Below are 19,278 nucleotides of genomic sequence, written 5' to 3' on the forward strand. Positions count from 1 at the left end.
ACACTATCCTCTATTTCCTGTATTAAGAACGCTAAAAGAGCGCCCACAGACGCTCTTTTAATTAGCAAATTTCGAATTCTGTCAAACTAGTGAACTCATCGATAACTTTCACCCCAACCAGCCCATCAAGCTTCTAAGCCAGCCTTCTGCGATTTTTTGTCCCTTGCTTGTTCATCAACAACGTTCAGTATTTCCTCTGTTGGGAATGCGCTGGCACTTCCCCAGAAGTAGAAAATAACTGCTCCTATCATCGCGACAACTTGATCCATGGGGTATTTGATAAAATCTTTGCCTCCGAACTTAGAGCTTCCGAGGTAGCTGATGGCAATCATGAAAACCATATAAACCACAAGCCAGATGCCAGCTTTGATATGCTTACCAATATTTATCCGTAAATCAGGACGAACTACCAGAAAACCGACAAATAGTATGAGGCCAAAGAGATTGGCAAGCATTACGACCGAATCGGTTGCCCAACCACTCCAATAGATGATCATAGTGCTAACGATAAAAGCAATACCAGCCACAAAACTGAAACCTTTAAGAACAAACGGGCGGTGAAGTCCGGGAGCGGTACGGCGAAGAGCTACAAGGCTAATTGGGCCAATCATATACGTGAAGACAACTGCTCCTGAAACAACACCAACTAATTTTCCCCAAGAAGGGAAAGGGGCTGTCCAAACCAAGGCTAGCACCACAGTCAGCCAGAGAGCAGGCCGTGGAACACCTGATTTAGCATGTACTTTCTTAAATACTTTCCACCAAAAACCATTTTCCGACTGGGCCATGATCAAGCGTGAGGTTGTCCCCATATAAATGTTACCAGTCCCGGCAGGAGAGATAACCGCATCTGCAAAGAGGATTGCAGCGAGCCAGTTAAAGTTAAGAAGCATGGCTAACTGGGCAAAAGGAGAACGGAAATTGATATGCCCCCAACCTTTAGCCAGTTCACTCGCAGGTAAAGCCCCAATAAAGACAGTTTGTAAAAGAATGTATAAAATGATACCCAGGCCAATCGCGAGACCAATTGCTAATGGGACATCACGCTGAGGGTTTTTAGCTTCTCCAGCCATTACAACTGCTTGCCGAAAGCCAAAATACGAGAAAATAATCCCACCTGAAGAAATAGCTGTAAACACTCCTGGTACACCAAAGGGAGCAAAACCACCCGCGGCCATATTCCCAGCATGGAACTGGGTTAAAAGGACAATGACAGTTAAAGCAGGAGTTAGAAATTTCAAAGCGGTTATAATAGTATTACTTTTAGCAAAAGCCTTTGCACTAAGATAATTGAGGAAGAAAAATATAACGATTAAAATGGCTGCCAAACACCATCCGGCGGCCGTCATCGCGCCTGCAGTGTTATTATAAAGTGATGGAACATAATAACTAGCATACTGAACAACTGCTTCTGCTTCGATGGCAATAACCGTTGAATCGGCAAGTATGAGGGCAAAAGCCATCATGTAACTGACGAAACTTCCATGAGAGTACTGGCAATAACGTACAAGTCCTCCGGATTCGGGAAGCATGGCACCTAATTCAGCATACACTAAAGCAATAAACATAACCGCAACGCCACCGCCGAGCCAAGCGAAAATTGCCGCTGGGCCGGCGAGATTACCCGCCTTCTGCGCGGCGTACAACCATCCGGAACCGATTATGGCCCCTAACCCCATCATTGTTAAATCAAGCAAACCAAGTTCTCGTTTTAGCCCTTGCCTCATGCAGTCGCTTTGTCCTGATTTTTGCGGACAAAGCAATTCACCTCTTTTCTCTTTAATTTCTTATCAATAAAAGTACAATTATAATGAAATACTTCTAATGATTTTTAAGCTATTATACAACTGAAACCAAAAGTAAAGAAATATGCTCGCAATCGTATTTTTTTATTGTTATAAATAGTTAAAATTTTAATTATAATTTAAAAAATGGAAATTTATATTCCATACAATGGGATAATATCAAATTTAAGCAATAATTTGGTTCGAAATATATTATAAGTTCAATAATCTCTTATATAACACTTTATAATTTATATTTTAAATTATAATACCGAGTAATTATTTGGTATTATTTTGGTTAGCACCTACAAAAGACAGCATTTGTTATTTAATAATCAAATTGACATAATACAAAATATTAAAGACCATAATCTTTAATTGTACTACAACAATGCAGAGAAACCGCCAGCAATAATTTGCCGGCGGTTTCCCTTAGCCTTTATCCACAAACTCCAATGACTCATAGGTTTCCAATAACTTGGGTAAATGAGCCGGATCAGCTTGCAAATAAAATCTTTTACTATCTTCAATACTAAAGAACTCATTTAGCATCACATAGGGATAACGACCATTTGATTTTGTATTCGTTCGACGGTAACCGGAACTCCATAGGCCTGTGCGATATTTTCTGCAGTCATTACCTCTAAACCGCCGGCTGCGAAGACCTTGGTATCCTGAAGCAACAAAAATTTATCTGAAAAGCGCAAAGCCAAGTTGAGGTCGTGCATAACGGCTATCACTGCGATATTTTTCTCTTTTGCTGCGATTTGAATAGTTTTCAATACTTCCATTTGATTTTTTAAGTCCAAATTACTTGTTGGCTCGTCTAAAAGCAAAACCTCTGGTTCCTGAGCCAAAGCTCTGGCAATAACGACTTTTTGCAATTCTCCACCACTCAGCTCATCTAAGTAACGCCAGGCAAATTCCCTTAAACCTGTTTTTGCCAGAATACCATGTACCAATGTCAAATCCGCCGCTGTCGCCTCCCACTTGATATGGGGTTTGCGCCCCAAGAGCACTGCATCAAAAACAGTCTGGCGGCAGCTCTCAAAGTTTTGAGCAACATAAGCCATTTTCAAAGCGATAGCTAAACGACCGAGCTTAGTCACTTCCTGTCCTTCTAATAAAATGCTTCCCTTTTTCGGCAGCAAGATCTTGTTTAAAGTCTTGAGCAACGTTGACTTCCCAGCCCCATTATTACCTAAAATCGAAAGGAACTCACCTCTCTGAACTGAAAAACCTACCTTTTCTAAAATTGTTCGACTTCCATATCTAAACTCAATACCGTTAACCGTCAAGATCATCTCAATTTAGCCCCCCTTATCAAAAGATAGAGAAAGAGCGGAGCTCCCAGGAAAGAAGTTACCGCTCCAACCGGCAGTACAATAGGTGCGATAATTCGCCTTGAAAGGGTATCCGCAGCCAAAAGCAACAGAGCTCCCATCACACCGGAAGCCGGAATAAGAAAGCGTTTGTCTCCGCCAATGATACGTTTGACCAGGTGCGGAGCTACAAGACCAATAAAAGCAATAATCCCCAAAAATGAAACAACTGTAGCCGTAATCAATGAAGCAAAAAACATTCCCCACTGCCTCGTCCTTTCTACATTAACCCCTAAGCCTTTGGCTGTTTCGGCTCCACTGTCCAGAGCATTGTAATTCCACCGGTTATACAAGAAAAAGATCAGTGAGACTAAGACAATACAAGTCATAATCGCCAGCTCGCCCCATGATGCTCGCCCGATATCACCAAAAGTCCAGAAGACGACGGCAGCTACATTGACATCATTCGTAAAATACTGCAAAAGCATTGTCGAGGCTGAGAAAAGGGAACCTAAAGCGACACCGGCTAAAACCATTGATTCCGGCGACACTCCTTTGTACTGGGCCAAAAAAATTATGATCATGGTTGTTAGCATTGCCGCCACAAAGGCAGCCATTGTAACTATATAGGGATTGTTAATGAGAAGCTCTCCTCCGCTAGTACCTGAAGAACTGCCTGCTCCCCAACCGATAATTGCCAGCGCAGCCCCAAAAGCTGCGCCTTGAGCTATCCCCAGGGTGCTCGGAGAGGCTATAGGATTTCTGAGAATAGTTTGCATGACGGCACCGGCCACCGCTAAACCTACCCCAGCTACCATTGAGGCTAACACCCTGGGCAAGCGAATTGACCAAATAATAATCTCCGCATGCCCATCTGTTTGACCAAGCAGTGTAAGTATTACATGCCATGGTGTAAGTTCGGCTGAACCGGCACTAATAGCATATAGGGCAAATACAGCCGTCATAATCACTAAAGTTAACATCATCAATTTTTTCTTCCAGGTGTAGTGCAAATAGTGTGTTATTTCGCTTTTTGAGACACTTCCACTGTTTAGCAACAAACGCACCTCCAATTCGAGCTTTTTAAAGCCGCCTAACTCCTGTTTCATTTCCACATACAATGGTTTACCTAGGAGAAAGCGGTATATTTCGCCGCTGTTCCATGACTTCCTCTCCACAGAAGGTGCATTGTACTGCCACACAACGTTCCCAATCCATCTTAACTTGTTCATCCATCTTTAGCCGCTCCTTATTTCACTTGCTTGTTCCTAATTTAAAAATCACGTATTTCATTCAAACTAATTCGGGCACTCTTTTACATCAAAAATCGTTATCCTTTTCTCCCTGTTAAGAGATAGCGCTGGGGTGAATCTTCGATCGTTATATTTTCAAAATCGGCTTCTAAAAATATTGCGCGCATCACTTCCTTTTCTGGAATCATACAATTCTTAACCGCACCGCCAAGAGAAACATGTAAATTATTAATATAATCTCTGCTATGCGGATGAAATACAGAAACTCTGCCTCCACGTTTCAAAACTCTACTCATCTCTTTGGCGGCTTGCCAAAGATCATCAAAGTGAGGAAAGGCTGAGTTGCACACGACTTCATTAACTGACTGATCTGCCAGCGGGATATTCTCTGCATTCCCTTCCAAGATTTCCAAATTTGGCAATTGATACTTTTTACGTGCTTCTGCCAACATCTTGGGCGAGAAATCCACAGCGATCACGACTCCCGATGGACCTATGTCCTCAAGCAGCATTGGAATAAGCACTCCTGTTCCGGCACCCAGATCAAGAACGCTGCTTCCCGGAGACAAAGCCAGTTCCCCTACGATACTCTGTAATCTAAGGAGCACCTCATCTTCAATTAAAGAATCCCAATTTGCTGCTTTGTCATTAAAATAATCTTTTTTATTATTCATATCCTGCCACCCCCACAATCACTACTACATGCTCCCAGTTTTCTTTTTCTTACAACCTACGGATGAAGTAAATCAAGCTTCTTGAATCCGCCATAATCCTTAACCATTTGTTCATAGATGGGTTTGCCTAAAAGAAACGTATAGATTTCATTCACCTTTTTGACAGGATCAACATCCTGGAATTGTTTGGGAAAAATCACTTTTCCGGCATAATAGGCATCTGCTAAAGCCGTATCAATGTTCGTCGTATAAAAATTATAGGGGATCTGACCGTAAACTTGTCCGTTTTTGACCGCTTTCAGTGACTTGTAAAATTTAGGGTTCTTTTGGACATCGGCAAGCACTTTACTGTAACCTCCTTCGTCAATAAAGAGAATGTCTGGATCCCAGCTTACCAACTTCTCGCGCTCAATCATCACGCTGCCGCTTTTTCCAGTTTCATCGACAACATTACGAGCTCCAATGTTCAGAAAGGGGGGATACTTAGCCTGAGTGCTTTCAATACCCTGAGTTCCTTTTACGCCTATAGCTCCGACATAAACTTTCGGCTTCTCTGTGTCGGCGATACCTTGTGTGCGCTCTCTCAAATCCTTCTGGCTCTTCTCAAGGTAGTTGATAACTTCCCCGGCCCTCTGTTGAGTTCCAATAACCTGTCCTACCAGGCCTAGAGAGTGATAAACTTGATCTTCATCAAACGTTGCCAATGACCCATAACTTAAAACAACGACAGGAATTCCGGTTTTAGCCTGGAGATTGTCAGCCTTAACCTTGTCCACGAGGTAGCTGACAAAAATTACATCGGGTTCGACACTAAGTAACGCTTCTTCATTCGGCGCTGAGTCTGCTCCTCCCTGCCCAATTGTTGGTAAATTCTTAAGCTCTGGGTGGGCAGCCATATAAGGTCTTCCCAGAGGAACTTTCTTTTCCATATCCTCGATTCCAACGACTTTGTTTGTTCCATTAGTGTATGTAACTAACCTCAACGCTCCAGGCCCTATGGCCACAACCCGTTGAGCTGGAATTTTCACTTTGACCTCCCGACCAACCAGATCAGTTACTTCTTGGATTGCAGCACTTCCTGCTTCTTGCACTTTTACAGCAGAATGTCCCGTCTCAGAATTATTGGGATTACTTCCGACCCGAGCAGTCGCACAGCCTATTAATATTTGCCCAATTAGCATCAAGCAGAAAAACCAAATGCTTACCTTCATAATCTTTCTATACATTTCAACGCCTCTTTCTTTTGCTTAATATCAACCCATATTTTATAGACAGCACAAACTTATTGACTATTCTGACAGAGATTGAAACCGCCTGCGAACAAATCTTCTATGCTGCCATGTTTGAGCAGGCGGCTTTTAAGAAGAGGTTGTATTAAATCTTTGCTTCTAGCTAAAAAACCATGAAAACCCGCCCCTTCTTTAAGGCAAGACCTTCATGGTCAATTTATCCTAATTATTCTATTTCAGTTATTTCCTTAAGTCGGATGGGGCGTTTCATAGTTTCTTAATGATAATTCTATGTTCCACCAAAGCCATCTCTACAATCTTACCCTTTATGATTTTTCTATTACCAAAGATGTCTTCAAGAACAAGTATATCTCCTTCAGGGATAATTTTGTCAACGGACTCTAATATAAGCTCCTCAACGTCGCCATTTTTTATGAAAGCATTTGCTTCACACATTGGACTCAGACCTTTCGGACATTATTTTTTGTAAGTGTTTGACCAACATCTCAGCCATATGAGGCAGCGGTTCTAACTGGGTACCAATCACACTAACATTAGAACGGTTAATTGGAAGCAGTAATTTAATTGCTTCACTAGACCCAATTGCCGCAGCCATGTCAGGTGTTAACTCACCCAACATAGAATTTGGTATTATGATAGATATTGTACCTATAATGAAATCAACATGATTCATGTTATATTTCATCGCATTTTCTCCCGTAGCACCTTGGTTTGCACCAGCTTTAACCATCATCATCGTAGCCACAGAATTTGTACCTAATGCCAATATTTCAATTGTCTCCTGAAATTCCTGCCTCAATTTTCCTACTAAAACCTTCCCTATTCCTCCACCTTGTCCATCAATTACAGCTACTTTCATTCTATCTTTCAACATCCCCTCCAAAAATAAAACCATGAAAATCCGCCCCTTCTTTAAGGCAAGACCTTCATGGTCATGTTCTAAATATAAAGTTTTCTGCGCATCAAATCTTTTTAGGTATCTTTAGGTATCTTCTTGACACCTTATTCTTGTTATTATTATTCTATAGTTTTCCAAAAATTCCTTCTTAGAATAAAGATTAGTTTCTAAAATTTTTCACAATTTGCAAATATTATAAGATTTAACGCATTCAATGAACCCTCTCAAATCCTGTTCCACCTAAAATGGCCCCTTAGTTTCAGTTGTTTCTTGACCTAATTCTCTTTGAAGGTGAACTTTTGCTTAGCCTGAAAAACCGGATTAATTTGTCAGCACAGGCTTGTTTCCTATAATTTTATAAAGTGAATCAAGGTTCTTTCCGAGGGCAGACAAATCACCATATTTCTTGGCAATATCAGCGCGCAAAAAGGTTATAGAGGAACCATACTTTGCGGTATCAAGATCTCCCTCAGACGGAGTATTCCTAAAGGCAAAGGTAACTTTTTCAGCATTATCAATCATGCAGAATAGAACAAGGGCATTTTTTTCTAAAGCTGATTTCATAGACGACTTTGTGATGTCAATTGGCCATTCGCCTTGATATTGTTTGTTTGGAACTGCTTCATAATAAACAGTAAGACCGTAGGGATGGGCCTCTGTCTGCAAGGAAATATACTGCTGCTTGAAAGAATGATCAGGTACAGGCAGAAGGCTGGTAAGGGCAAGTACTTTACTATTGTTTCCGACATAAGGTGTTCGATATTTGGCAATGCCGGTTAAATCATATAGGACAACATTCGCCACAAATCCATAACTTACTGTTCCTCTATCCTTAAAATCCAATATCAAACAATATGTATATTCACCAGCATCCAGAGGTGCCTGTAAATAAAGATTTTTGCCCAAAAAGCTCGGCTTAGCAGTCTCGAATTTAACCGGTTTACTATCTTTGTAAACGGAGATTTGCTTAATTGTAAAATCATATTCTTTATCCAACTTTATCTTTTGGGTGCCGATAATTAACTGTCGTCCGGCTGCTACATTAACGATGTTGTCTGGACCGTACTTAAAATTGACAGGGTCATCCGCATCGGCATTGATGGTCGTGTTTAGATATTTCCAGGTGTAACTTCCCGAAAGTGCTTCTTTCGTCTTATCGTCTTCCGCATTTATGTAAATTCTAGGCGGCTTATCACCAACAGGCCTGACACTTGCCCCTAGTATTGCTGCCCCAAGGACTGCCGCAGCCAGCAGCAGCACTGAAATTGTTATGATGAACCTAGACTTTTTGTTATGGTTCATGATCGCCAGCAGCCTTTCCTTTAAGCTCTTTTTCTCCTCGCTCATCGTTACCTGCATCACTCCTAGAGGATATCTATGCTCCGCGGCAACAGCTATCAAAGTATCACCGTAAACTTGTTTTTCCGCGGGAGTTAGGTTTTTAATAACTGCTTCATCGCAAGCCAATTCACAGGCATGATTAATTTCCCTTCTTATAAAGTACATAAGGGGATTGAACCAGTGAATTGCCGCAGCCAACATAGCCAGCCATTTTATGGCTACATCGAAGCGCTTCAAATGTGAAATCTCATGAAGGAGAATGTTTTTAAGCTGTACTCTGGTATAGTCGGAATCAGGAATTATAATACAGGGTCTTAAAATTCCTATCAGCATCGGTGTGGTAACAAAATGATTTCGAACAAGCTTGACCTTGAGTCGTCCATTCAGCAGTGTGTTCAATTGTTCCTTTTGCTCGTCGCTTGCCGGCGTATTACTCTTTCTTAGATAGTTTAAAAAGCGAGCATAGCCGATTGAATTTGCAGCAATCACAATGAGTACGCCGAGCAGCCAGAGGTCTAAGGAATATTGATTCAATAAGTCCTTTAAATATCTGTTGTGATCAGTGTCATTATCATAGACACCCTCGGCCACATTTTTTTCAACCTTGGTCGGTATCGCAGAACTGGCGTTGTTGCCGCTTACGCCCGAAACTGGTTTCACAGCATTTTGAGAGCTGATCGTCACAGGTACTGTCTGACTATTAAACACATAATTCATAAGGCTCCCTTCAAAGGAAAAAGGAAATAAAAGCCTTACCAGTACTACGAGCCAAACATAATATTGGATTGACTTTGACAGCCTGTTCTTAATGAATGGCTTTGCTGCGAATAGTAATACTGCCAGAATACTGCCTGATAAGGAAAGTGAGAGTATCAGCTTGATTGTATCATTCATCGTTGTCACCTACCTTGAAGAGACCGCGCAGTTCTTCTATGTCTGAATCATTAAACTTCTTACTTCCTAATAGTGATGCTACCAGTTTTTTGGCGCTGCCGGAGTACAAGCGGTCAATTAGGTTTTGCGTACTATATTCGTTGTATTCTGATTCGCTGACGACAGGCCTGTAATAATAGACTTCCTTTTTAACTGCCAGCACGACTCCTTTGTCGCATAAGCGGCGAAGAAGTGTCTTTATGGTGGAGGTCTCCCACTTACTTGTCTTCTCAAGCGTTTTTCTGATATCCGCCAGAGGAAGCTCTTCACCCGCTCCCCATAAAACACGCATAACTTCAACTTCCGACTCAGATATCTTTGAAGCCAATGATTTCATTACTGCACTCTCCTCGGGTTACAAATGTGACCTATAATTTATAGTCTACACATGTAACCTTGATCTGTCAATATATAGTTTTTTATCCAATCGTAAACTCCCACTTCAAGTGAGAGCAGTTCCTATATCTTGCTTCGGTTAGGTAGAGTCCCCCCACAAAAGCCTCGATGTTCAGCTTTAGCTCAACGAGTTCAGTAACAAATAGCAGCAACCAAAGAGGTCTGGTTATCTCAACCAGACCTCTCTCTATCTTCGAAATTGTAATTTGTTAATGCTTTCCAGATAGAAGCATTATTTATCAGGTGAGTGTAACCCCGAGAGCCCATAGGCCCTGTCCAGTGACCATGGATGGTTTTATAGGTCAATCTGGCTCGGAGGTTATAATTCTATTTTCCACATTGATCATACTTCTTTGCGCTAATCGTATTTGCGAAGACTATAAGTAATGAGTAAAGTTATATTAGTTTATGCTAGTCCTTTATCCATCTAATCACAGTAAGTCTCTTTGAAGGTGAACTTTTGCTTAGTTTTTTAGAGTAATGCTGATTTTTGTAAAGAACGATAAACGCTCTTCGTAAGGATTCCTGCTACGATGGTTCCGACTAAGGTAGTTAGCGCAGAAGACAAAATGGCAATTTTCCAATCAAGATGAAAGACATTTATCAAGCCTATCGCAACACAAAAGTTACCAATAACAGTACAACCTAACATAGCTATCAAATGATGACTTAGTTTTTTCATGGACAACTGAGAGGCAATTAATGAATACGCAATAGAACCTAGGGTATTTGCAAATAAGAAGAAAAATGCCAGGGGGGAATAAGCAGTTGCCATAGCTACAAAAGCTTCCACCAATCCGGCGATAATACCTGCCGGTTGTTTGTACATCAAAACTATTAAGCCCGTAAAAAATGCCCAGCTGGTTCCGTTAAGCAGCAAAAGGGTCGGATCTAAGATACCGTCGATTCGCCCTGTTACCTGGTCCATAATCAGAAATACAATACCGATAATAACAGCTCCCACAAGTGCTTTGGTGTCAGTCCTCAACAATTTTTCTTTCACTTTATTCTCCTCCTTAAATCATTAATTATGGTCTTAGATTAATGGCAACAGCCTTGTAATAATGCTGAGGCTTATTACCAAAAACATCGAGGCAATTAAGACAACATCGTAATACTTCAGGACAATTTCCGATGAAAACGTTCGGTTTTTACTCCGTCCGTAACCTCTTAACTCCATAGCTAAGGCTATTTCCGTTGAGCGACGAACAGCGCGATACAAAAAGGGCAGGAATGTTGGAATAATTGCTTTCAGATCATCCCAAACGCTATCCATTTTAAGGCCCCTGGTTCGCTGGCTGTCGATAATCGACTGGTATTCTTCTTTCATAAGGGGCAAAAAACGAACACCTAATCCCACCAGCATGGCAAAACGATAAGGAATTCTAAATTTTATGAGCATCAGGGTAAAGTCTTGAGCTGAAGCAGAGGTAAAGAACTGTAGACTGGCATAGAAAATAAGTGTCGCTTTCAGTATGCCGGTAATCGCCAGCGGCAGAGCATCACTGTAGATTTTAAAGATACCCCATTGATAGACCAAAGTACCTTCCCGGCAAAACAGCAACTGAATAATCAAGATCTGAAGTCCCAAAAGCAAAAGAATGATGACCATAGCCTTAGAGTGTTTAAATGAACCACTTAGAATTAACGAGGAAATAATACATCCCAGTAAAGTGATTCCTAATTGAGCAGCAGTTTGACTTAACAATGAAAAGTAAATCATCAAACTATACCAAACAAGCTTAGTACGGGGATCAAACTTCGGAAGTGCCAGTGTCATCATAAACCTCCTTGAAAGTAACAGTGTTTGGGAAATTCAGGCCAATAGCTTTCAGTTCCTCACAATGTCGCTGTATGTCTTTTGTCTCAATATCCAGCCTGATGCGATGCTTATATAAGGCAACTAAGCGGTTTGAATAGTCTTTTGCCATGGCCAGATCATGGGTAATCAACAGAATGGTTTTGCCGTTATTCGCTAAGTCATAGAGTTTCTCCATGATCATGTAACCTTGGTTCTCATCCAGGCCAGATGTAGGCTCATCAGTAATAATGAACTCCGGATCACCGGCAAGTATCGAGGCTAATGCCAGAAGTTGACGCTGACCACGGCTTAGACGCTGGGGATGCATTTCCTTGTAATCCGCCAGTCCTACGAATTGCAAACATTCATCAACTTTCTGATTTAGATTATCATTTCGTTCACCCCTTAGCTTTAAGGAAAAGCCCACCTCTTCCTCCACTGTGCTGGCAAAGATCTGATGGTCTGGGTTTTGAAATAAAAATCCGACACGTGCCAAAATCTTGCTCAAGTTTCTTTTAGCAATTATCTGATCAAACAAGCGAATTTCACCCATAGCAGGCTTTAGCAAACCGATAAGCAATTTCGCCAACGTCGATTTGCCTGAACCATTTAAACCGACGACTGATAAAAAATCGCCCCTATAAACTTCTAAATTAATTTCTTCACAACCAGGCAATTGATTATTGTACAGAAAAGAAACATTACTGATTTTAGCTATGCTCTCCCTGGGTTTATTACTGTCAAGAGTATAATGCCTGCTATCTCTGAGCAGTTCTTTCCGGTACTTGATTTGGGCCCAGTAATATTCCCTGGGTGAGTAAGCTTTACTAATTTCACCGTCTTTAAGCATTAAAACTCTGTTAGCATAATTAAGCACTTCTTCAATCCGGTCCATAACCAAAACTATCGTGAGATTCTGAGTTTCATTTAACTCCCCCAGCCTCTTATATATCTCCTGGCGGCCTTGTGGGTCCAGTTCGGCAGTCGGTTGATCAAGAATTAGAATCGGAACTTTGAGGGCTAATACTCCCGCTAAAACAACGCGCTGGGCCTGCCCGCCTGAAAGAGACGAAGTTTGTCTTTCTTCGTAACCACGCAAGCCCACAAACTCCAGCGCATTTTTTACAACCTGCTCAATTTGTGCAGAAGGAAGTTCTTGATTTTCGAGTCCGAAGGCAACGTTCTCGTAGACATCTAAACTAATGATTTGATTATCGGGCTCCTGCATCATGTATCCCATATAGTCCGACATTCTATTGAGAGGCATTTCTTTAATATCTTGCCCCATAATTGTTACGGTTCCTGTTAATTCTGCGTTATGGTAATGAGGAATCGCACCTGTTATGACGTGTAATAATGCTGATTTTCCCGAGGCCACCCCCCCGGTAATGACGATGAAATCTCCTTGCTTAATTTCTAAATTAATGTTTTTAAGTACCGGCTTCTCATTATTCGGAAACTTGAGTTTCTCAATTCTAATTTTGGCAATTACTTCCATAGCAATCTCCCCGTAATTTTGACTAAGAACAAAAAAGTTCTAGCTTAAAAAAAGCTAGAACTTTACCTTTGTCCTCTTTGCATTATTTTATAGGCAGGTCTCCTGACTTATAGACTCAAATGTACGCCTTCCCAGTTACCCAGTGGCATATGTACATTTTCAACGTCTAACTACAGTGGTGGGTCCGTCCAGGATTTTTACCTGGTTCCCTATTATCCTCGATTTGAGGCACCTATAAAAAATTTTTTATTTAATTGTGTTAACTATAAGAATAATAAAATAGTTTGTTTAGTTTGTCAAATGAATTTATTGACTTCTAGAAGCCTCAATTAGGCAATTCACTTCGCAAAAGAGACACAGGGGGACGGTTCCTCTGTGTCAACATCTAAGCCTTTCGGACAATGTGGAAAGAAAGCCATAGCTGAAGCCTATATTTAATCTAAACTCGCTCTCCTCGCTTACGCTTCTCTGTCGAATCACTTGTATCTCCCCTCGTTTCACCTTCTAAAAGTAAGCAGTGATAGCGGTTATGATGCCTCTGCTGGCTCCGAACAGTGGCGTGACCGTCCACTCTCAATTAGGTTTCTGTGCAAAATCAATATTTAGCTTTCAGTTCCATTTGCCTGTATTTTTGACACTCCCACGGCTAAAGCCGATGGGATTCTTGGGTGATTAAACCGAAGTACATTTCTGCTATCGGAGTATGACCCCAAGTTCAGGGCTATGCCATTAGCCCGTCCTAGAGCAGTACACAATGGTACTCTAGGCTGATAGCCTGTTACCAGCTACCACAGTTTCTTTGAAAACGATCGTTTTAACGTCTTTTTTCTTGACGACACATAGAGTTTTACCTGATAGACGCATTAGCTATCAGAACCTCTTACTCTATCCAGTTTTCAAAGATCAAACTAATACTAGTTTATCATAGTGCTAAGACATTTACATTTACATGAAATTACGAAGCCGCCTTCATCCCACGATTAAAACCGTGGGCTTTTGGCTACGTTTCTGTAATTTACGCCCCCTTAATTCCGAGAGACTGTAGTATACAACACATTTTAATGGGTTAAACGGATAAATTTAGATAATCTGATCGAGCTCAGCTTTGCCTCGCATCGCATCGGGAACGGAGCCTCATCGAATTCTACATAATCATTTAAGCCGACGATAGCGATTAGCTTTTCGAATTTAACATAATTAACCACACCCACGTCATCCAGATCAATCTCAATCCTCATTAATTTTCTTTCCACGTTATTTACTTCTCAAACATCATCAACAAATCCACTTCCAACCCCTCCAAAACCTCTATCCGCACGCTACCCGTCTTATCGTAAATCTTAGCTCGCTCATAGTTTCCATAAGTATTTAATCGATAAGCCATCATAACTTGATCTATCGGCTGAACAATCCAATACTCTTTAACTCCAAACTTCTCATAGAGTTCTAATTTGCGTATGTAATCCATTGAAGCTGTTGAAGGGGAGACCACTTCAACAATAAGGTCCGGACTTCCGTTACATCCCCTGTCATCCAACTTCGAAGGATCACAAACGATGACTAAATCCGGTTGAACAACGGTAGTTATTTCTTCATCCTTGTTTTCATCTTTTTCCTTTAAGCGAACATCAAAGGGTGCAATATAAACATCACAATTCTTATCTTGCAAATAACCTTTAATTTGAAAAAACAAATTTCCTAATACTTTTTGATGAAGTCGAGAAGGTGCCGGAGTCATTGCATAAATTTGCCCTTCAATTAACTCAATTCGATCATCAGACCAATTTAAATAATCTTTATAGTTGTAAATTTTATTTTGCTGATTCGCTATATTCACCACAATAGCAATCCTCCTTAAATCACACTGACAAAATCCAACTGACCTAATCCAAACAAATTATTTTTACCTGCTCCAACCCATCTTCCGAACTCCAGAAGTAGAGACTATCGTAACGCCCAGTACCCTAAACATTAATTCACTCTCCAACTTTTACCACCAACCCATATCTTCTCCAATTTTCTTTAATTTCCTTCTATGTTGCTTTTATTTCACACTCAACTCCAGCTTAGGATCAGTACCCATAGTATTAGATTCCAATTCATCCCATAAAAAACCAATATTCTGAAAGATAATCAAAAATATGAAGCATTTGTATAGCAGTAAAATTTATATCTACTTTCATGACAGGTAATTCCTCTGGCAGCACTTTTTTCTCTAATCGCTATGAATACTCCCAGGAGGATATTTATGGAACACCATCGAATTTAAAATAATACAGATTTTATCAAAGTAATTGACAGCTAGACTGTCGTACACATATTTGATGGGAGGAGTTCGCATGAAGTATCTTACAAAGGAATGGTACAAGTTGTGCCAGCGTACAGGGCTGCATTTTGGCATGAATGTGCACGACGGTGCAGCTGTTTATGACGAAGCACTCCATTTGCAGCTCTATCAAAGAAAAGAGAAAGAATTCATCAAAAGTCAGCGCGAGGTTTATGATGTTGACCCACGTTTTATGTTGCAACAAGACGGGTGTACCCTCATGCCAGCTGCTAAATTTATGAACGGAGAATCGATTAAAGAAGAAGATAAAATCGTTTACGTTATGCCGCCCGAAGAAAAAGAGCGCATCCAACAGCTGATAGCGGATTATGATGCCCGCCCGCCCTTCGACATGCGTCAATGCCAGGAGGAGTTCCCTATTTTTCAGGAGACGTTCCAAAAAGAAACCTCCGACCGACTTCCCCGTGAACTTTTGGAGCAAATAGCAGATATACGTGTCTTCTCCCTAGGTTATTGCACCAAAGACATTCTGCAGCAATTAATAAGCCTGAGTGAAGAAAACAGCAAGACTGTACAGCGGGTATTAAACGAGTATTCCAAAGCCCAGCAGACGGAGGACATCCCTCAAGCCATCCGGGAAAGATTCACTTTTCACGATTGCCTGGTAACAGCGTTTAATGTTGGTCAAGATGTTGTCATGTATCTCGACACTCGGGGCGGATTCACGAATTATAACAGGATTACCTTTACCGCCGCTGAAATGATCAGGCGGGAAGAGCCTATTATCGGGAGCACTTGGCTTTATCAGGAACTGTATCGCACGGAAAAGGGTTATGAAGCTCATATTCTTTTGGGCAGGAAAAGAATGCTTGAGCTGATTATCCGCTGTCAGGATATCATTGTCGAGGAAGTATGAAGAACAACAGGACACAAGGGGACGGTTCCTCTGTGTCAACATCTAAGCCTTTCGGACAATGTGGAATGGAAAGCCAGTAATCCTACATATTTGCCGCAGGCTTAATCCCTCATTTTTTAAACGCCTCAATATTTTGTTTTGTACATCCTGATCCATCTTCTGTAACACCGTTATTGGTTTACCTTTCATTATTTTCTTAGTGATTTCATAGGCTTCGCTTTCGCTGATTCGTTTAGTCTTATCGCAATCCAAGCAGTGGTCTTCGTCACCCTCTTCTGTGAATTTCTTTAGTCCTTCTATTGCTTTTTCCTTTTCATTATGTATTATGCTTAAGATTAGACTGGTATCAGGAAATATGGCAGTATTTCGATCCGCTTGATAATAAGCAATGCAACTGCTCCATTTATAATCCTCTGGTTTGCTGATGATGAATGCTTTGACGGGGTTTTTGTGGATGTAGCGTATGACTGTCAGTAGATATGCGTCAATCTCCACGCATTCACTCTTAAATCGATCTTGAAAAACGTGTCCAATTCTTTCGTATTTCCAGTTGAACCAGTAAGCGTAACTTATACCCAAGCGTTTCATAAACACTGACACATCGCCATAGTCTTCTCTTAGCAATAAATGAACGTGATTGCTCATCAAGCAATACCCCAGTACGCTTATACCGCTTTCTAGCGATACCTTTTTTGTTGTATCCAGGTATCTCTGAAAATCGTCTTCTTCATGAAAAATATCCTGCTGGCCGATTCCCCTTACGATAACATGGTAGATTCCGGTTTCACTCTTCTTTCTTGGCTTCCTAGGCATTCCTTCACGGCCTTTCTTCCCTTTTCACAGATTATACCAAGCGTTCTAACTTGACACAAAAGAACCGTCCCCCCGTGCCCCAAAAGAACCGTCCCCCCGTGCCCCCTGTGTTGTTTATACGACTGTGCCCCAGCCATTCTGCTATTAAAGGAAGCGGAACGTCAGCCATATATAAGTGCATAGCTCGTGTATGCCTCAAATGGGGAGCTCCCCATTTGAGGCATTCTATTGAGAGGCATTTCTTTAATATCTTGTCCCATAATTGTTACGGTTCCTGTTAATTCTGCGTTATGGTAATGAGGAATCGCACCTGTTATGACGTGTAATAATGCTGATTTTCCCGAGGCCACCCCCCCGGTAATGACGATGAAATCTCCTTGCTTAATTTCTAAATTAATGTTTTTAAGTACCGGCTTCTCATTATTCGGAAACTTGAGTTTCTCAATTCTAATTTTGGCAATTACTTTCATAGCAATCTCCCCGTAATTTTGACTAAGAACAAAAAAGTTCTAGCTTAAAAAAAGCTAGAACTTTACCTTTGTCCTCTGGCATTATTTAATAGGCAGGTCTCCTGACTTATAGACTCAAATGTACGCCTTCCCAGTTGCCCAGTGGCATATGTACATTTTCAACGTCTAACTACAGTGGTGGGTCCGTCCAGGATTTTTACCTGGTTCCCTATTATCCCCGATTTGGGGAACCTATAAAAAATTTATTCAATTATGTTAACTATTAAGATAATTGAATAGTTGTTTAGTTTGTCAAATAAATTTCCACATCATATGCCTGACTTCCAGATGCCTCAATTTTACAATTCACTTCGCAAAAAGAATGATTTATTATCAATCGCTCTCATCGTAGCCAAGATCCCGTCGAGGTGGTCATACTCATGTTGTAATAACTCTGACAAATCACCCTCAAGCATCATTTTTTGAGGTTTCCATTGCAGGTCTAGGTATTCAATCATACATCTTCTATACCTCTTTACCCTAACCAGGAGTTGAGGAAAGCTCATACAATCGTCAATAATCTCCATCATTTCAGCATCGATAAACTCTAACGTTGGATTGATGAAAATGACAGGTTCATCAATATACATATATAATAGTCGTTTAAATATGCCTATCTGAGGAGCTGCAATGGCTCTACCTACGCCGTATTTATTTCTAAAATCGATCAGTGTATCATGCAAATCATTGACAATCGCCGCTAACTCTTTGAGTTCGCTTTCTTGTACTGTTTCACTAACTTTATATAACTTGGGATTACCGAGTAGTAGAATCTCTCTGATTGCCATCTCTAAATTTTCACCTTTCTTTCAGTCTGCCAACATTTAATCTTTGCAACGCACTCCAGGTACGAATTTCCCACTTCGGAACTAAACTACCACCAAGACTATATCGCAGCAGTTATTCTTTCTTGAATATAAAATCTTCTTCTGTATAAACCCTAATACCGTTTTCCATTAATAATTCGGCAGTGAATCCATAGCCATTTAACAGAGTTCCGCTAAACGTCCCATCATAAATCAGACCAGATCCACATGAGGGACTCCTTGCTTTTAAGATGGCGGTATTTATTCCGATGGTTTTGGCAATAGTTAATGTTTTCTGTGCACCACATTTGTAAACTTCAGTAAAATCTTCATTGCTTCTACTGATAACCTTTTTCTCACCGTCATCAGTAACTAAAATTTCACAACTATCTCTTGGAATACATAGACCTGCAATTACTTCCGGACATATTGGGATTGCTTTGCCATCTTTAACGAGTTTTACTATCTCTTCAATTTTAGTGTTTTTGCCATCATATCTGCAATTAATTCCCGCAAGGCAGGCACTAACTAAAAGCAAACTTTCCCCCCCATTTTTGATAATATTTTCTAAAGCTTAAGACGCTTGCCAGAGTCCCGAGACGCTAAAGCCCTCATCAAACGCCCCCAGCTTGTAAACCGCCTGCAATGCCCCTGACCCTACACAACACTCCTCACTCGAGCATCAGCTAACCTTTATCGAGACGGTTACTTCGTCTTAAAGTTAACGGGGCGCGGATAGCATGGAGTGAGAGGAAAGAATGGAAAATTTAACTACTAATTAAGCTTATGTTTTTTGC

19 protein-coding genes and 2 riboswitches are annotated in these 19,278 nt (G+C 40.9%); of the genes, 1 reads left to right on the forward strand and 18 read right to left on the reverse strand.

Annotated elements, in window-relative coordinates:
* Positions 1-125: 125 nt before the first annotated feature.
* From B5771_RS19055 to B5771_RS19120, 14 genes are all read right to left on the reverse strand, one after another.
* Positions 126-1,727, reverse strand: coding sequence for an APC family permease (locus B5771_RS19055; RefSeq protein ID WP_088189009.1), 1,602 nt, complete (start codon positions 1,725-1,727; stop codon positions 126-128).
* Between the two features lie 608 nt (positions 1,728-2,335).
* On the reverse strand, positions 2,336-3,088 hold the full coding sequence (locus B5771_RS19060; RefSeq protein ID WP_088188935.1) for an ABC transporter ATP-binding protein: 753 nt from the start codon (positions 3,086-3,088) through the stop codon (positions 2,336-2,338).
* The gene (locus tag B5771_RS19065) at positions 3,085-4,092 is read right to left on the reverse strand and encodes an iron ABC transporter permease (protein WP_242966901.1); all 1,008 of its coding nucleotides are present in this window, start codon (positions 4,090-4,092) and stop codon (positions 3,085-3,087) included. Before B5771_RS19065 ends, B5771_RS19060 begins: the two co-directional genes overlap by 4 nt.
* Positions 4,093-4,436: 344 nt before the next feature.
* Positions 4,437-5,033 (reverse strand): class I SAM-dependent methyltransferase, encoded by a 597-nt coding sequence (locus B5771_RS19070; RefSeq protein WP_088188936.1) that lies wholly within the window; start codon positions 5,031-5,033, stop codon positions 4,437-4,439.
* Between the two features lie 56 nt (positions 5,034-5,089).
* On the reverse strand, positions 5,090-6,259 hold the full coding sequence (locus B5771_RS19075) for an iron ABC transporter substrate-binding protein (protein WP_088188937.1): 1,170 nt from the start codon (positions 6,257-6,259) through the stop codon (positions 5,090-5,092).
* Positions 6,260-6,529: 270 nt separating this feature from the next.
* Positions 6,530-6,718, reverse strand: a complete 189-nt coding sequence (locus B5771_RS19080) for a CooT family nickel-binding protein (protein WP_088188938.1) — start codon at positions 6,716-6,718, stop codon at positions 6,530-6,532.
* A complete protein-coding gene (locus B5771_RS19085) occupies positions 6,711-7,142 on the reverse strand; it encodes a DUF3842 family protein (RefSeq protein WP_088189011.1) in 432 nt (143 codons plus the stop codon). The genes B5771_RS19080 and B5771_RS19085 overlap by 8 nt, the downstream gene beginning before the upstream one ends.
* 360 nt (positions 7,143-7,502) lie before the next feature.
* A complete protein-coding gene (locus tag B5771_RS19090; protein ID WP_088188939.1) occupies positions 7,503-9,416 on the reverse strand; it encodes a M56 family metallopeptidase in 1,914 nt (637 codons plus the stop codon).
* Positions 9,409-9,792 (reverse strand): BlaI/MecI/CopY family transcriptional regulator, encoded by a 384-nt coding sequence (locus B5771_RS19095; RefSeq protein ID WP_088188940.1) that lies wholly within the window; start codon positions 9,790-9,792, stop codon positions 9,409-9,411. Before B5771_RS19095 ends, B5771_RS19090 begins: the two co-directional genes overlap by 8 nt.
* Positions 9,793-10,323: 531 nt before the next feature.
* Positions 10,324-10,854 (reverse strand): hypothetical protein, encoded by a 531-nt coding sequence (locus B5771_RS19100; protein ID WP_088188941.1) that lies wholly within the window; start codon positions 10,852-10,854, stop codon positions 10,324-10,326.
* A 33-nt stretch (positions 10,855-10,887) separates the two neighbouring features.
* Positions 10,888-11,631 carry an energy-coupling factor transporter transmembrane component T gene (locus tag B5771_RS19105; RefSeq protein ID WP_088188942.1) on the reverse strand — a complete coding sequence of 248 codons (744 nt, stop codon included), beginning with the start codon at positions 11,629-11,631 and terminating at the stop codon, positions 10,888-10,890.
* Entirely contained in the window at positions 11,606-13,150 is a 1,545-nt protein-coding gene (locus B5771_RS19110) for an ABC transporter ATP-binding protein (protein WP_088188943.1), read from the reverse strand. The genes B5771_RS19105 and B5771_RS19110 overlap by 26 nt, the downstream gene beginning before the upstream one ends.
* Before the next feature lie 74 nt (positions 13,151-13,224).
* A riboswitch (cobalamin riboswitch) is annotated at positions 13,225-13,401 on the reverse strand.
* 807 nt (positions 13,402-14,208) lie between these two features.
* Positions 14,209-14,403, reverse strand: coding sequence for a hypothetical protein (locus B5771_RS19115; RefSeq protein ID WP_088188944.1), 195 nt, complete (start codon positions 14,401-14,403; stop codon positions 14,209-14,211).
* A gap of 5 nt (positions 14,404-14,408) precedes the next feature.
* Positions 14,409-14,990, reverse strand: coding sequence for a Uma2 family endonuclease (locus B5771_RS19120; protein ID WP_207652717.1), 582 nt, complete (start codon positions 14,988-14,990; stop codon positions 14,409-14,411).
* A gap of 499 nt (positions 14,991-15,489) precedes the next feature.
* Here B5771_RS19120 and B5771_RS19125 point away from each other — a divergent pair, with 499 nt between their 5' ends.
* The gene (locus tag B5771_RS19125; protein WP_088188945.1) at positions 15,490-16,353 is read left to right on the forward strand and encodes a DUF4085 family protein; all 864 of its coding nucleotides are present in this window, start codon (positions 15,490-15,492) and stop codon (positions 16,351-16,353) included.
* Positions 16,354-16,395: 42 nt separating this feature from the next.
* On the opposite strand, the gene B5771_RS19130 is transcribed toward B5771_RS19125, so the two are convergent.
* The 4 genes from B5771_RS19130 to B5771_RS19145 form a co-directional block, all read right to left on the reverse strand.
* Positions 16,396-17,166 carry a transposase gene (locus B5771_RS19130; protein ID WP_088188946.1) on the reverse strand — a complete coding sequence of 257 codons (771 nt, stop codon included), beginning with the start codon at positions 17,164-17,166 and terminating at the stop codon, positions 16,396-16,398.
* A gap of 161 nt (positions 17,167-17,327) precedes the next feature.
* Positions 17,328-17,636: an ATP-binding cassette domain-containing protein gene (locus B5771_RS19135; protein ID WP_088188947.1), complete on the reverse strand. Its 309-nt coding sequence runs from the start codon at positions 17,634-17,636 to the stop codon at positions 17,328-17,330.
* 73 nt (positions 17,637-17,709) lie between these two features.
* Positions 17,710-17,886: riboswitch (cobalamin riboswitch) on the reverse strand.
* An 88-nt stretch (positions 17,887-17,974) separates the two neighbouring features.
* On the reverse strand, positions 17,975-18,463 hold the full coding sequence (locus tag B5771_RS19140) for a peptide deformylase (protein WP_088188948.1): 489 nt from the start codon (positions 18,461-18,463) through the stop codon (positions 17,975-17,977).
* Between the two features lie 112 nt (positions 18,464-18,575).
* Positions 18,576-19,019: a DUF523 domain-containing protein gene (locus B5771_RS19145; RefSeq protein WP_088188949.1), complete on the reverse strand. Its 444-nt coding sequence runs from the start codon at positions 19,017-19,019 to the stop codon at positions 18,576-18,578.
* Positions 19,020-19,278: the final 259 nt, after the last annotated feature.

It is taken from the genome of Desulfosporosinus sp. FKA, from assembly GCF_002196785.1.
Taxonomy (GTDB): domain Bacteria; phylum Bacillota; class Desulfitobacteriia; order Desulfitobacteriales; family Desulfitobacteriaceae; genus Desulfosporosinus; species Desulfosporosinus acididurans.

What these genes read in the sequence shown, in the direction of transcription:
- B5771_RS19055 (WP_088189009.1), bottom strand. Translation starts at nt 1,727, where the DNA reads ATGAGGCAAGGGCTAAAACGAGAACTTGGTTTGCTTGATTTAACAATG.
- B5771_RS19060 (WP_088188935.1), bottom strand. Translation starts at nt 3,088, where the DNA reads ATGATCTTGACGGTTAACGGTATTGAGTTTAGATATGGAAGTCGAACA.
- B5771_RS19065 (WP_242966901.1), bottom strand. Translation starts at nt 4,092, where the DNA reads ATGATGTTAACTTTAGTGATTATGACGGCTGTATTTGCCCTATATGCT.
- B5771_RS19070 (WP_088188936.1), bottom strand. Translation starts at nt 5,033, where the DNA reads ATGAATAATAAAAAAGATTATTTTAATGACAAAGCAGCAAATTGGGAT.
- B5771_RS19075 (WP_088188937.1), bottom strand. Translation starts at nt 6,259, where the DNA reads ATGTATAGAAAGATTATGAAGGTAAGCATTTGGTTTTTCTGCTTGATG.
- B5771_RS19080 (WP_088188938.1), bottom strand. Translation starts at nt 6,718, where the DNA reads ATGTGTGAAGCAAATGCTTTCATAAAAAATGGCGACGTTGAGGAGCTT.
- B5771_RS19085 (WP_088189011.1), bottom strand. Translation starts at nt 7,142, where the DNA reads ATGAAAGTAGCTGTAATTGATGGACAAGGTGGAGGAATAGGGAAGGTT.
- B5771_RS19090 (WP_088188939.1), bottom strand. Translation starts at nt 9,416, where the DNA reads ATGAATGATACAATCAAGCTGATACTCTCACTTTCCTTATCAGGCAGT.
- B5771_RS19095 (WP_088188940.1), bottom strand. Translation starts at nt 9,792, where the DNA reads ATGAAATCATTGGCTTCAAAGATATCTGAGTCGGAAGTTGAAGTTATG.
- B5771_RS19105 (WP_088188942.1), bottom strand. Translation starts at nt 11,631, where the DNA reads ATGACACTGGCACTTCCGAAGTTTGATCCCCGTACTAAGCTTGTTTGG.
- B5771_RS19110 (WP_088188943.1), bottom strand. Translation starts at nt 13,150, where the DNA reads ATGGAAGTAATTGCCAAAATTAGAATTGAGAAACTCAAGTTTCCGAAT.
- B5771_RS19125 (WP_088188945.1), top strand. Translation starts at nt 15,490, where the DNA reads ATGAAGTATCTTACAAAGGAATGGTACAAGTTGTGCCAGCGTACAGGG.
- B5771_RS19130 (WP_088188946.1), bottom strand. Translation starts at nt 17,166, where the DNA reads ATGCCTAGGAAGCCAAGAAAGAAGAGTGAAACCGGAATCTACCATGTT.
- B5771_RS19135 (WP_088188947.1), bottom strand. Translation starts at nt 17,636, where the DNA reads ATGAAAGTAATTGCCAAAATTAGAATTGAGAAACTCAAGTTTCCGAAT.
- B5771_RS19140 (WP_088188948.1), bottom strand. Translation starts at nt 18,463, where the DNA reads ATGGCAATCAGAGAGATTCTACTACTCGGTAATCCCAAGTTATATAAA.